Annotated in this window: 25 protein-coding genes; all 25 read left to right on the forward strand. The window is 37.7% G+C overall.

Annotated features, from left to right (window positions below; translation table 11 throughout):
• Positions 1–135: 135 nt before the first annotated feature.
• The 25 genes from rplC (at position 136) to rpsM (ending at position 12,370) form a co-directional block, all read left to right on the forward strand.
• Positions 136–753 carry a 50S ribosomal protein L3 gene (gene rplC, locus EDF66_RS15065; RefSeq protein ID WP_132843571.1) on the forward strand — a complete coding sequence of 206 codons (618 nt, stop codon included), beginning with the start codon at positions 136–138 and terminating at the stop codon, positions 751–753.
• Between the two features lie 3 nt (positions 754–756).
• The gene (gene rplD / locus EDF66_RS15070) at positions 757–1,386 is read left to right on the forward strand and encodes a 50S ribosomal protein L4 (RefSeq protein WP_021189656.1); all 630 of its coding nucleotides are present in this window, start codon (positions 757–759) and stop codon (positions 1,384–1,386) included.
• A 1-nt stretch (position 1,387) separates the two neighbouring features.
• Positions 1,388–1,678, forward strand: a complete 291-nt coding sequence (gene rplW / locus EDF66_RS15075) for a 50S ribosomal protein L23 (protein ID WP_021189655.1) — start codon at positions 1,388–1,390, stop codon at positions 1,676–1,678.
• A 6-nt stretch (positions 1,679–1,684) separates the two neighbouring features.
• Entirely contained in the window at positions 1,685–2,512 is an 828-nt protein-coding gene (gene rplB / locus EDF66_RS15080) for a 50S ribosomal protein L2 (RefSeq protein ID WP_021189654.1), read from the forward strand.
• Positions 2,512–2,778: a 30S ribosomal protein S19 gene (gene rpsS, locus EDF66_RS15085; protein WP_021189653.1), complete on the forward strand. Its 267-nt coding sequence runs from the start codon at positions 2,512–2,514 to the stop codon at positions 2,776–2,778. The genes rplB and rpsS overlap by 1 nt, the downstream gene beginning before the upstream one ends.
• 6 nt (positions 2,779–2,784) lie before the next feature.
• On the forward strand, positions 2,785–3,219 hold the full coding sequence (gene rplV, locus EDF66_RS15090; protein WP_021189652.1) for a 50S ribosomal protein L22: 435 nt from the start codon (positions 2,785–2,787) through the stop codon (positions 3,217–3,219).
• A gap of 11 nt (positions 3,220–3,230) precedes the next feature.
• Positions 3,231–4,022 carry a 30S ribosomal protein S3 gene (gene rpsC, locus EDF66_RS15095; RefSeq protein ID WP_021189651.1) on the forward strand — a complete coding sequence of 264 codons (792 nt, stop codon included), beginning with the start codon at positions 3,231–3,233 and terminating at the stop codon, positions 4,020–4,022.
• A 57-nt stretch (positions 4,023–4,079) separates the two neighbouring features.
• Positions 4,080–4,502 carry a 50S ribosomal protein L16 gene (rplP, locus tag EDF66_RS15100; protein WP_021189650.1) on the forward strand — a complete coding sequence of 141 codons (423 nt, stop codon included), beginning with the start codon at positions 4,080–4,082 and terminating at the stop codon, positions 4,500–4,502.
• A 92-nt stretch (positions 4,503–4,594) separates the two neighbouring features.
• A complete protein-coding gene (gene rpmC / locus EDF66_RS15105; RefSeq protein WP_132843573.1) occupies positions 4,595–4,813 on the forward strand; it encodes a 50S ribosomal protein L29 in 219 nt (72 codons plus the stop codon).
• A gap of 12 nt (positions 4,814–4,825) precedes the next feature.
• Positions 4,826–5,080: a 30S ribosomal protein S17 gene (gene rpsQ, locus EDF66_RS15110; protein ID WP_021189648.1), complete on the forward strand. Its 255-nt coding sequence runs from the start codon at positions 4,826–4,828 to the stop codon at positions 5,078–5,080.
• A 1-nt stretch (position 5,081) separates the two neighbouring features.
• A complete protein-coding gene (gene rplN / locus EDF66_RS15115) occupies positions 5,082–5,450 on the forward strand; it encodes a 50S ribosomal protein L14 (protein WP_021189647.1) in 369 nt (122 codons plus the stop codon).
• Between the two features lie 2 nt (positions 5,451–5,452).
• A complete protein-coding gene (gene rplX, locus EDF66_RS15120) occupies positions 5,453–5,800 on the forward strand; it encodes a 50S ribosomal protein L24 (protein WP_132771540.1) in 348 nt (115 codons plus the stop codon).
• Complete coding sequence (gene rplE, locus EDF66_RS15125) at positions 5,800–6,369, forward strand: 50S ribosomal protein L5 (protein WP_132771539.1); 570 nt, start codon at positions 5,800–5,802, stop codon at positions 6,367–6,369. Before rplX ends, rplE begins: the two co-directional genes overlap by 1 nt.
• Positions 6,362–6,631: a 30S ribosomal protein S14 gene (gene rpsN / locus EDF66_RS15130; RefSeq protein WP_021190937.1), complete on the forward strand. Its 270-nt coding sequence runs from the start codon at positions 6,362–6,364 to the stop codon at positions 6,629–6,631. The genes rplE and rpsN overlap by 8 nt, the downstream gene beginning before the upstream one ends.
• 134 nt (positions 6,632–6,765) lie before the next feature.
• Positions 6,766–7,167, forward strand: a complete 402-nt coding sequence (gene rpsH / locus EDF66_RS15135) for a 30S ribosomal protein S8 (RefSeq protein ID WP_232789439.1) — start codon at positions 6,766–6,768, stop codon at positions 7,165–7,167.
• Between the two features lie 20 nt (positions 7,168–7,187).
• Positions 7,188–7,742, forward strand: coding sequence for a 50S ribosomal protein L6 (gene rplF / locus EDF66_RS15140; RefSeq protein ID WP_021190939.1), 555 nt, complete (start codon positions 7,188–7,190; stop codon positions 7,740–7,742).
• Complete coding sequence (gene rplR / locus EDF66_RS15145; protein ID WP_183916730.1) at positions 7,739–8,101, forward strand: 50S ribosomal protein L18; 363 nt, start codon at positions 7,739–7,741, stop codon at positions 8,099–8,101. The genes rplF and rplR overlap by 4 nt, the downstream gene beginning before the upstream one ends.
• Positions 8,102–8,112: 11 nt before the next feature.
• A complete protein-coding gene (gene rpsE, locus EDF66_RS15150) occupies positions 8,113–8,631 on the forward strand; it encodes a 30S ribosomal protein S5 (RefSeq protein ID WP_132771537.1) in 519 nt (172 codons plus the stop codon).
• 5 nt (positions 8,632–8,636) lie between these two features.
• A complete protein-coding gene (rpmD, locus tag EDF66_RS15155; protein WP_021190941.1) occupies positions 8,637–8,816 on the forward strand; it encodes a 50S ribosomal protein L30 in 180 nt (59 codons plus the stop codon).
• A 114-nt stretch (positions 8,817–8,930) separates the two neighbouring features.
• Positions 8,931–9,377, forward strand: coding sequence for a 50S ribosomal protein L15 (gene rplO, locus EDF66_RS15160; protein WP_132771536.1), 447 nt, complete (start codon positions 8,931–8,933; stop codon positions 9,375–9,377).
• 3 nt (positions 9,378–9,380) lie between these two features.
• Entirely contained in the window at positions 9,381–10,718 is a 1,338-nt protein-coding gene (secY, locus tag EDF66_RS15165) for a preprotein translocase subunit SecY (RefSeq protein ID WP_132843575.1), read from the forward strand.
• A gap of 9 nt (positions 10,719–10,727) precedes the next feature.
• On the forward strand, positions 10,728–11,510 hold the full coding sequence (gene map / locus EDF66_RS15170) for a type I methionyl aminopeptidase (protein WP_132771535.1): 783 nt from the start codon (positions 10,728–10,730) through the stop codon (positions 11,508–11,510).
• 74 nt (positions 11,511–11,584) lie between these two features.
• On the forward strand, positions 11,585–11,803 hold the full coding sequence (gene infA / locus EDF66_RS15175; protein WP_002997456.1) for a translation initiation factor IF-1: 219 nt from the start codon (positions 11,585–11,587) through the stop codon (positions 11,801–11,803).
• A 45-nt stretch (positions 11,804–11,848) separates the two neighbouring features.
• A complete protein-coding gene (gene rpmJ, locus EDF66_RS15180) occupies positions 11,849–11,965 on the forward strand; it encodes a 50S ribosomal protein L36 (protein ID WP_038702005.1) in 117 nt (38 codons plus the stop codon).
• Positions 11,966–11,992: 27 nt separating this feature from the next.
• A complete protein-coding gene (gene rpsM, locus EDF66_RS15185; RefSeq protein WP_132771534.1) occupies positions 11,993–12,370 on the forward strand; it encodes a 30S ribosomal protein S13 in 378 nt (125 codons plus the stop codon).
• Positions 12,371–12,377 lie beyond the last annotated feature (7 nt).

The raw sequence follows: 12,377 nt of genomic DNA on the forward strand, positions 1-12,377 counted from the left end.
AAAAATAAAAAAATAATGTGCTAATAATTTGGTAGTTAGAAATTTCTTCGTACTTTTGCAATCCCTTATTGGGGGAAATACGTCTTGAGCGAAGCCCTACTGCTTCGATGGACTTTTAATTAATTAATTTACAACATGTCAGGTATTATTGGAAAAAAAGTAGGAATGACAAGCCTGTTTGATGCAGAGGGAAAAAACATTCCGTGTACTGTTATTCAAGCTGGTCCGTGCGTGGTTACGCAGATACGTACGGAAGAGAAAGATGGCTACGCTGCTGTTCAACTTGGCTTCGATGAAGCTAAAGAAAAGAACACAACGAATTCTTTAAAAGGGCACTTTGCGAAAGCAAATACAACGCCTAAGCGTAAGCTGGTAGAGTTTAAAACTTTCCCAGATGCAAAACAACTTGGTGACGTAGTTGACGTTACACTATTTGAAGAAGGGGAGTATGTTGACGTAGTCGGTACTTCTAAAGGTAAAGGTTTTCAAGGTGTAATGAAACGTCATGGATTTGGTGGTGTAGGTGGTGCGACTCACGGTCAGCACAACAGATTACGTGCTCCAGGTTCAATTGGTGCGGCTTCTTGGCCTTCACGTGTATTTAAAGGTATGCGTATGGCAGGTCGTATGGGTGGTGACAGAATTAAAGTTCAAAACTTACAAGTTTTGAAAGTTTATGCTGATCAAAACCTAATCGTTGTTAGTGGTTCCATCCCAGGAGCTAAAGGTTCTTATGTAGTTGTAGACAAATAGGAAATGGAAGTTAAAGTTTTAAATTTATCAGGTAAAGAAACAGGTGCCAAGGTGCAACTTCCTGAGTCGGTATTTGGGTTAGAGCCTAACGATCATGCGATCTATTTGGACGTGAAACAATACTTAGCGAATCAACGCCAAGGAACTCACAAATCTAAACAACGTAATGAAATCGCGGGTTCAACTCGTAAATTACACAAACAAAAAGGTACTGGTGGTGCTCGTGCGGGTTCTATCAAATCTCCATTGTTTAATGGTGGTGGTCGTGTATTCGGTCCTCAACCACGTGATTACAGTTTCAAATTGAATAAAAAATTGAAACAAGTAGCACGTAAATCAGCGTTAAGCTACAAAGCAATTGATAACAATGTTGTAGTATTGGATGAAGTTAAATTTGACTCAATCAAAACTAAAAATTATGTTGCTTTTGTAAATGCTTTGAATGTAGCAGATGAGAAAACTTTATTGGTTTTATCAGCGCAAGATAATAACGTTTATTTATCAAGCAGAAACTTGAAGAAAGTAAAAGTAACAACTGTAGATCAATTAAATACATATGATGTATTAAATGCGGCTAAGTTATTATTTACTACAGGTTCGCTTAAAACTTTGGAGGAGGCATTAGCTAAGTAATATGGACATTATTAAAAAACCTATCTTAACTGAGAAAGCTTCATTTTTAACGGAAAAATTAAACCGTTATGCTTTCAAAGTAGATCACAGAGCTAACAAAATTCAGATCAAAACAGCTATTGAGGCTATGTTTGGTGTTACTGTTCTTGCGGTTAATACTGCAGTAGTAGCAGGTAAAGCAAAAAGCCGTTACACAAAAGCAGGTTTCGTATCTGGTAGAGCTCCTAAGTATAAAAAAGCTGTCATTACAATTAAAGATGGCGAAACTATTGACTTTTACAGTACTATATAATTAGAGATGGCAGTTAAAAGATTCAAACCGGTAACCCCTGGTACTCGTTTCAGAGTAGGCGCTGACTATTCTGACGTAACAACTAATGTTCCTGAAAAATCATTAGTAGTTGGAAGCAACAAAAGATCGGGCGGTCGTAATAAATCCGGTAAAATGACTATGCGTTACATCGGTGGGGGACACAAGAAAGTATACCGATTAATAGATTTCAAACGCGATAAAAAAGATATCCCTGCAACAGTAGCTACAATTGAGTACGATCCAAACCGTACAGCACGTATTGCATTATTGCATTATGCTGATGGTGAGAAACGTTACATCATCGCTCCAGCTGGTTTAAAAGTTGGAATGACTGTAGTCGCAGGTGAAAAAGTTGCCCCAGAAGTAGGTAATACTATTCCATTAGCAAATATTCCATTGGGTTCTATCATCCATAACATTGAGTTGAACCCTGGTCAAGGTGGTTCAATCGCTCGTTCGGCTGGTACTTATGCGCAATTGTCTGCTCGTGATGGTAAATACGCTATTATTAAATTACCTTCAAGTGAAACACGTATGATCTTATTGACTTGCGTGGCTACAATCGGTTCGGTATCTAATCACGATAGAAGAATTGAAGTGTTAGGTAAGGCTGGTCGTAACCGTTGGTTAGGACGTCGTCCAAGAGTTCGTGGTGTAGCTATGAACCCTGTCGATCACCCTATGGGTGGTGGTGAGGGTCGTACCTCAGGAGGTCAGCCTCGTTCACGCACAGGTGTTTTAGCTAAAGGCTTCAAAACACGCGACAAGAAGAAAACATCGAATCGTTACATCATTGAGAGAAGGAAAAAATAATGGCTCGTTCAATTAAAAAAGGTCCTTATATCGATCACAACTTAGAAGGAAAAGTTCTTTCTATGAATGAAACTAACAAAAAGTCAGTTATCAAAACATGGTCTCGCAGATCAATGATTTCTCCTGATTTTGTTGGTCATACCTTTGCAGTGCACAACGGGAATAAATTTATCCCTGTTTATGTAACGGAAAACATGGTAGGTCACAAATTAGGCGAATTCGCTCCTACGCGTACATTCAGAGGCCACGCAGAAAAGAAAAAATAATAGGTAATGGAAGCAACAAAAAAACTTAAAAAGTCTGTTTTAATAAAACAGCGCAAAGAGCAAGAGAAAGCTCAAATAGGAGGAGCTTCTACTGCCAAATTATTAAATTGCCCTACTTCACCTCGTAAGATGCGTTTAGTAGTGGACTTAATTCGTGGCGAGAAAGTAGAGAATGCTTTATATATTTTGAAGCATACAAGCAAGGAAGCAGCAATCCGTGTAGAGAAATTATTATTATCTGCAATTAAAAACTGGGAAGCTAAAAACGAAGGTAAATCAGTTGAAGATAGTCAATTATACGTTAAAGAAGTATCAGTAGCAGGTGGTCGTCAATTGAAAAGATTACGTCCAGCTCCTCAAGGTCGCGGTTACAGAATTCGTAAACGTTCGAACCATGTTACTTTGATCGTTGACAGTAAATCTAACGTTGAACAAAACTAATTTATTGAGAAATGGGACAAAAAGCAAATCCAATAGGTAGCAGATTAGGAATCATCAGAGGTTGGGATTCTAATTGGTTCGGAGGAAAAAACTATGCCGATAAATTAGTAGAAGACGAAAAGATTAGAAAATATCTTTCTGTTCGTATAGCAAAAGGTGGTGTAGCAAAAGTTGTTATTGAAAGAACTTTAAAACGTATCACAGTAACTATTCATACAGCAAGACCTGGTATCGTTATCGGTAAAGGTGGTCAGGAAGTTGATAAGATTAAAGAAGAGTTAAAGAAAATCACTAAGAAAGATGTTCAAATTAACATTTTCGAGATCAAACGTCCTGAGTTAGATGCAAAATTAGTAGCTGAAGGTATCGCTAAGCAATTAGAGGCTCGTATTTCATTCCGTCGTGCAATGAAAACTACAATTGCTTCGACAATGCGTATGGGTGCTGAAGGTATCAAAGTAATGTGTTCTGGTCGTTTAGGTGGTGCTGAAATGGCACGTTCTGAGCAATACAAAGAAGGAAGAACTCCTTTACATACATTACGTGCTGATATCGACTATGCATTAGCTGAAGCATTAACTACTTACGGTAAAATCGGTATCAAAGTTTGGATCTGTAAAGGTGAGGTTTACGGTAAACGTGACTTATCTCCAAACATTGGTCAAGCTTCTGGTGTGAAAACGCGTGGTGGAAACGAAGGTGGTGCTGATCGCCGTGACAACCGTAAAGGTGGTCGTGGTGGTGACCGTCGTGGTGGAAACAATAATCGTGGTGGAAACAACCGTGGTGCAAAAAGAGATTAATTAATAATAAGATTTTAATATATCCCGTCTCTGGCGGGATTAAAATAGATAACGAACATGTTACAGCCAAAAAGAACAAAGTTCAGAAAGATGCAGAAAGGACGTATGAAAGGTAACGCTTCTCGTGGAGCAGAGTTAGCTTTCGGTTCATTCGGTATCAAATCATTGGAGGAAGCATGGATCACAAGCCGTCAAATCGAGGCAGCTCGTATTGCAGTGACACGTTACATGAAACGTGAAGGTCAAGTTTGGATCCGTATCTTCCCTGATAAACCTGTTACTAAAAAACCTGCAGAGGTACGTATGGGTAAAGGTAAGGGAGCTCCAGAATACTGGGTTGCCGTAGTCCGCCCAGGCCGTATGTTATTTGAAGCAGAAGGAGTATCTTTAGAAATTGCTAAAGAAGCTTTACGCCTTGCTGCTCAGAAACTTCCGGTTCAAACTAAGTTTGTTATACGTAGAGATTACGTAGAAGCATAAATCGTTGGTAATATCATTTTTTTAGCCTTAGGACCGTTACTCCTAAGGCTATATATAAACTAATGATAACCCAATATAACAACTGAAATAAAATGAAAAATTCAGAAATTTTAGAATTATCAACAGAGGATCTAGCTGCTCGTTTAGTACAAGAGAAAGCTGCCCTTAGCAAATTGAAATTTGCACATGCTGTTTCTGCAATTGAGAACCCTAATGTAATCAAAACGGCTCGTAGAGAAATCGCTCGTCTTAGTACGGAGTTGACTGCTCGTAAAGCTGCAGCTAAAAACGAAACAGCCTCTGAGGCATAAATTAAAGTCGAAATGGAAAGACAATTAAGAAAAACAAGAATCGGCTTAGTAGTTAGCAATAAAATGGAGAAATCTATCGTAGTAAAGGTTGAGCGTAAAGTGAAACACCCTATCTATGGTAAATTCGTTAAAAAAACTACTAAATTTACTGCTCATGACGAAACTAATACCTGTGGTATCGGCGATACGGTATTAATTATGGAAACTCGTCCGCTGAGTAAGACTAAGAATTGGAGATTAGTAGAAATATTAGAAAGAGCTAAATAACATGGTACAACAGGAATCAAGACTAAATGTTGCTGATAACAGCGGAGCTAAAGAAGTTTTAGTAATCCGTGTGTTAGGTGGCACAGGTAAGCGTTATGCTTCGATAGGTGATAAAATTGTTGTTACCATCAAAAGCGCTTTACCTTCAGGAAACGTAAAAAAAGGTACTGTTTCTAAAGCTGTAGTTGTTAGAACTAAAAAAGAAATTCGTCGTAAAGATGGTTCTTATATTCGTTTTGATGACAATGCTGCAGTATTATTAAATAATAATGATGAACCACGTGGTACACGTATCTTTGGCCCAGTTGCTAGAGAATTACGTGAGAAACAGTTCATGAAAATTGTATCACTAGCACCGGAGGTTTTATAATTATGGCATACAAAAAAACAACAACAACTACACACAAAATCAAGATCAAAAAAGGTGATTTAGTGAAAGTTATCGCTGGTAACTCTAAAGGTGTTCAAGGAAAAGTATTGCAAGTTTTAGTGGATGCTAATAGAGCTGTTGTAGAAGGCGCTAATATCATCAAAAAACACACTAAACCAAGTGCGGCTAATCCTAATGGTGGTATTATTGAAAAAGAAGCAGCTATCCATATTTCTAACTTAGCTTTCATTGATCCTAAAACAGGAGCTCCTACACGTGTAGGTCGTAAAGTTAACGAAGATGGTAAAATTGTTCGTGTAGCAAAAAAATCAGGGGAGGAAATTAAATAATGACTTACGTACCAAGATTAAAAGTGAAATATGCGGAGGAAATCCGTACTGCACTTAAAGAAAAATTCCAGTATAAAAGTGTTATGCAGGTTCCTAAGCTTGAGAAAATCGTTGTTTCACAAGGTGTAGGTGCTGCTACTTCAGATAAGAAATTAATTGATAATGCTCTTTCAGAGTTAACATTAATTACTGGTCAACAAGCTGTTGCAACTAAATCGAAAAAAGATATCTCAAACTTTAAATTACGTAAAGGTATGCCTGTTGGTGCACGTGTTACTTTGCGTGATAACAACATGTATGAGTTCTTAGATCGTTTAATCGCTGTATCACTTCCACGTATTCGTGACTTCCGTGGTATCAATGATAAAGGTTTCGACGGTAGAGGTAACTACAACTTAGGTATTACTGAGCAAATCATTTTCCCTGAGATCAACATTGATAAAATCAACAAAATTCAAGGTATGGACATCACTTTCGTGACTAGCGCAGGAAACGATGTTGAGGCTTTAGAATTGTTGAAACAATTCGGTTTACCATTTAAAAATCAAAATACTAATAACAATGGCTAAGGAAGGATTAAAAGCTCGCGAAGTAAAACGCGCTAAATTAGTAGCTAAATTTGCTGACAAACGTGCTGCGTTAAAAGCTGCTGGTGATTATGCTGCATTAGATAAATTACCTAAGAATGCTTCTCCAGTTCGTTTACACAACCGTTGTAAATTAACAGGACGTCCTAAAGGATATATGCGTCAATTCGGTATCTCTCGTGTTACATTCCGTGAGATGGCGTTAGACGGTAAGATCCCGGGGGTTAAAAAAGCTTCTTGGTAATATCAAAAAAATAAGTAATTTTGCCCCAGCAAATCTTATATAAGATTTGCTAGGGTTTTTTACGTTAAAATTTATTAATCGATAAAAGGTCTGTTCCAAAGGTTGGGAAGGAAACCGTTGTCACAATTTTATATATAATGAATACAGATCCAATAGCGGATTACCTTACACGAGTAAGGAATGCCATTAAGGCCAACCACAGGGTTGTTGAAATTCCTGCATCGAACCTTAAAAAAGAAATTACTAAAGTTCTTTTTGATAAAGGTTACATTGCTAATTACAAATTTGAAGAGACTGGAGTTCAAGGCACAATTAAAATTGCTTTGAAATACAATCCTATTAGCAAGATCTCGGCTATTCGTACGTTGACACGTGTGAGTAAACCTGGTTTAAGAAAGTATGCAAGTGTTGAGACTATGCCTCGTGTTTTGAATGGTTTGGGTATCGCTGTTTTGTCAACTTCTAAAGGAGTTATGACAGACAAAGAAGCTCGCTTACAAAATGTTGGCGGTGAAGTTTTATGTTACGTTTATTAATCTAGGAAAATCACAAAGAAATGTCAAGAATTGGAAAAGCGCCTATCGCTATACCTGCTGGTGTAACGGTGACTGTATCTGACAAGAATTTAGTTACGGTAAAGGGCCCTAAAGGTGAATTAACACAACAAGTTGATCGTGACATTACAGTTGCTCAAGAAGATGGTAACATCGTTGTAACTCGTGCTACAGATCAAAAAAGACACAAAGCATTACACGGATTATACCGCTCTCTATTGAGCAACATGGTTGTCGGTGTAACTGAAGGATACAAAACTACTCAAGAATTAGTCGGTGTAGGTTACCGTGCAGCATGTACTGGTAATGTATTAGAGTTAACTTTAGGTTTCTCTCACCAGATTGTATTTATGTTGCCAAAGGAAATTACAGCAACAACTACTGCAGATAAAGGTAAAAATCCTACTATCACTTTAGAATCTATCGACAAACAATTAATCGGTCAAATTGCAGCGAAAATCCGCGGTTTCCGTAAACCAGAGCCATACAAAGGTAAAGGTATTAAGTTTGTAGGTGAAGTATTAAGAAGAAAAGCAGGTAAATCAGCTAAAAAATAATAACCATGGCAGGACATAAAGCATCTCGTAGAGAGAGAATCAAAAAAGGAATCAGAAAACACCTGGCTGGATCAACAGAGCGTCCACGCTTGTCAGTTTTTAGAAGTAATAAAGGTATCTACGCTCAGATTATTGATGATGTTGCAGGAAAGACATTAGTGTCAGCTTCTAGCACTTCAAAAGATTTTGCTGCTTCAGGCAACAAAGTTGAGCAGTCAAAAGCAGTAGGTAAATTGGTTGCAGAAAAAGCAGTTGCAGCTGGAATTAGTAAAGTAGTTTTTGACCGTAATGGGTACTTATACCATGGCCGTATCAAATCTTTGGCTGAAGGTGCTCGCGAAGGCGGTTTAGACTTTTAATCATAGAAGAAATGGCATTAAGCAATATAAAAAGAGTAAAATCAAGCGAGATTGAATTAAAAGATCGCTTAGTAAGTATCCAACGTGTAGCTAAAGTTACTAAAGGTGGTCGTACTTTCAGTTTCTCTGCAATCGTGGTTGTAGGTGATGAAAACGGCATCGTTGGTTTCGGTTTAGGTAAAGCGAAAGAGGTTACTGAAGCAATTACGAAAGGAATTGATGACGCTAAGAAAAACTTAGTTAAAGTTCCTATTATCAAAGGTACTGTTCCTCACGCTCAATATGGTAAATATTCAGGTGGTTCAGTTTTGATTAAACCAGCAATCGCAGGTACAGGAGTTTTAGCAGGTGGTGCAATGCGTGCCGTATTAGAATCTGCAGGTATTAAAGACGTATTAGCAAAATCATTAGGTTCATCTAACCCACACAACGTGGTAAAGGCAACTATTGACGCTTTAGCTAATATGCGTGATGCGTACACAGTAGCACAGCACCGCGGTGTCGATTTAAACAAAGTATTTAACGGTTAATTATCATGGCAAAAATTAAAATCACCCAGATAAAGAGCGTTATCGACAGAAGCGAGCGCCAAAAGAAAACTATTGAGGCATTAGGGTTGAAAAGAATCAATCACTCAGTAGAAGTTGAAGCTACACCTGCTATCATTGGTATGGTGAGAAAAGTGAATCACTTAGTAGCTATCAGCACTATTTAATATTAGCATATGGAAAGGGCTTTAGGGTCTTTTCCATTACTTGCTATCAATCAATTTTTTAATAGTTAGGACCTGTTTAGTGAAAGCGAAGGCCTAACACAATTTAGTTTTAAAATGAACTTAAGTAATTTAAGACCTGCAAAAGGTTCCGTAAAAAATCGTAAACGTATTGGTCGTGGTACAGGTTCTGGTCGCGGTGGTACTTCTACACGTGGTCACAAAGGAGCAGGTTCTCGTTCAGGTCATAGTACAAAGATCGGTTTTGAAGGTGGTCAAATGCCTTTGCAACGTCGTGTACCTAAATTTGGTTTCAAAAACTTAAACCGCGTAGAGTATAATGGTGTAAACTTAGATGCTTTGCAAGAATTAGTTGAGAAGCATAATTTGACTATTGTAACTTTGGAAGAATTAGTTGCTCATGGATTAGTAGCTAAGAAAGATAAAGTTAAGATCTTGGGTCGTGGTGAGTTGAAAGCAAAAGTTGAAGTTACAGCACATGCGTTCTCGGCTTCTGCTCAAGCAGCTATTGAAGCAGCAGGCGGTTCTATTGTTAAACTTTAATAAATGAAGAAACTAATCACAACCTTAACCAATATTTGGAAAATAGACGATTTACGTACACGTATTTTGAATACGTTGCTATTTCTTCTGATTTACCGTATTGGATGTCATATTGTATTACCTGGAGTTAATCCTCAAGCTTTGGCTTCCGGTCAAAAAGAAGGATTACTTGGGTTGCTAGATATGTTTGCAGGGGGGTCATTCTCTCGCTCAGCTATCTTTGCATTGGGTGTAATGCCTTATATCTCGGCATCCATTGTTGTTCAGTTACTGGGCATCGCGGTTCCTTATTTCCAAAAAATGCAGAAAGAGGGTGAAAGTGGTCGTACTAAAATGAATCAAATTACGCGCTATCTAACGTTAGCGATTACTTTGCTTCAAGCGTTTGCGTATGTTAGAACTCAAATTGAGCCTGCTGCGAAAACATTAGCAGATCCTATATTCACTATTCTTACTGCAATAGTTTTGACAGCGGGTACTTTGTTTGTAATGTGGCTAGGAGAAAAGATTACTGATAAAGGTATTGGTAATGGTATTTCCTTGATCATTATGACTGGTATTATCGCACAATTGCCAAGTGGTATTACTGCGGAGTGGGTATCACGTATGAGTAAAGGTGGTGGTGGACCAATTCCATTATTATTGGAGTTTTTAGCTTTGTTCTTTGTCGTTGTATTTACAATTTTAATTGTACAAGGAGTTCGTAAGATTCCTGTTCAATATGCAAAGAAGATTGTTGGAAACAAACAAGTGGGTGGAGTAAGACAGTATATACCATTAAAGGTTAATGCTGCTGGTGTAATGCCAATCATTTTCGCGCAAGCGATTATGTTTGTGCCAATGAGTTTGGGTCAATTTTTCCCTAATCTTCAGTCTGATTTCTTAACATCGTTGAGTAACTATACATCTGTTGCTTATAATGTAACTTTTGCTGTTTTGATTATAGCATTTACATTTTTCTATACAGCAATTATGGTTAATCCTCAGCAGATGTCTGATGATATGAAGAAAAATGGTGGATTTGTTCCAGGTATCAAACCAGGTCTAGAAACAAGTAACTTTATTGATCGTGTGATTTCAAATATCACATTCCCGGGAGCAATTTTCCTTGCGATTATTGCTATATTACCTGCTATTGCAAGTTTATTCGGTATTAATAATCAATTTGCGCATTTCTACGGAGGTACGTCCTTATTGATTTTGGTAGGTGTTGTGTTGGATACTTTGCAACAAATTGAAAGCCACTTATTGATGCGTCACTATGACGGATTAATGAAAACTGGACGTATAAAAGGAAGAACTCCTGCGTCAGTTGAGGGTGTAGATCAGTCGGCAATTTAAATTCTTTAGATGTCTAAAGTATATTATAAATCAGAGGAAGAAATAGAGCAAGTGCGTTTGTCTGCAAATGTACTTTCGCAATTGCTTGGTGAAGTTGCTAAGGTTATTAAACCTGGCATCACCACCTTATCTCTTGATAAGTTAGCTTACGAGTTTATCCATGATAATGGTGGTACGCCTGCGTTCCTTAATTATCATGGATTTCCATACTCACTTTGTATTTCTGTTAACGATCAGATCGTTCATGGATTTCCAAGTGATTATATAATCAAAGATGGAGATCTTGTTTCTGTTGACGGTGGCGTAAATCTAAACGGTTTTATTAGTGATTCAGCCTACACTTTTGGTGTGGGTAATGTTACTGAAGAAGCGCAGCTGTTACTTGATGTAACAAAAGAATCTATGTACAAAGGCATAGAGCAAGCTGTAGCTGGAAAACGTGTTGGAGATATCGGTGCAGCTATACAGGAACATGTTTCTAAATATGGTTTTGGTATTGTACGAGAATTAGTTGGACATGGTGTCGGTTTTCATTTACATGAAAAACCTGAGGTGCCAAACTACGGTAAACGTGGTGCTGGTGCTAAGCTAGAGTCTGGTTTAGTTATTTGTATTGAACCAATGATCAACGCAGGAAAGGCAGGCGTGAAGTTTTGGGATGACGGATGGACAGTAAGTACTGTTGATGGTAAACTGTCGGCGCACTTCGAGCAAATGGTCGCTATTCGAAAAGGTGAACCCGATGTGCTGTTGACATTTGAACATGTAGAGAAAGTTTTAGGTGAAAAATAGTTGATTTTCAATTATTTTATATATCTTTGCACTCCTGTTTGCAGGCTATTTAACAAAATAATAATCAAGAATATATGGCTAAACAAGCCTCAATTGAACAAGATGGAATAATTAGAGAGGCACTTTCTAATGCTATGTTTAGGGTGGAATTGGAAAATGGGCATGAAATCATTGCTCATATTTCTGGTAAAATGCGTATGCACTATATCAAAATTTTGCCTGGGGATAAAGTTAAATTAGAAATGTCTCCTTATGATTTGACTAAAGGACGTATCACATACCGTTATAAATAACGGATTGGTGGTCTGATAGTGCAAGCTTTTGAAAATATTAAAATCATGAAAGTAAGAGCATCAATAAAAAAACGTAGCGCTGATTGTAAGATCATTCGTCGCAAAGGAAAAGTTTTTGTAATCAACAAAAAGAACCCTAAGTACAAACAACGTCAGGGTTAATTATTTAAAAATAATCGCTAAACATATATGGCAAGGATAGCAGGTATTGACTTACCTAAAAACAAAAGGGGTGTTATCGGCCTTACCTACATTTTTGGTATCGGTCGTACAACAGCAGAGCTTATCTTAGATAAGGCGGAAATCAGTCATGACATTAAAGTTCAAGATTGGAATGATGATCAGTTAGCAGCAATTCGTACTTTGATTTCTGATGAGATTAAAGTGGAAGGTGCTTTACGTTCTGAAATTCAATTAAACATTAAACGTTTAATGGATATCGGTTGTTACCGTGGATTACGTCACCGTAAGCATTTACCAGTTCGTGGTCAACGCACTAAAAACAACTCTCGTACTCGTAAGGGTAAACGTAAGACAGTTGCAAACAAGAAAAAGGCTACTAAATAAAAATTAA

This window comes from Sphingobacterium sp. JUb20 (assembly GCF_004342035.1).
Lineage (GTDB): Bacteria > Bacteroidota > Bacteroidia > Sphingobacteriales > Sphingobacteriaceae > Sphingobacterium > Sphingobacterium anhuiense.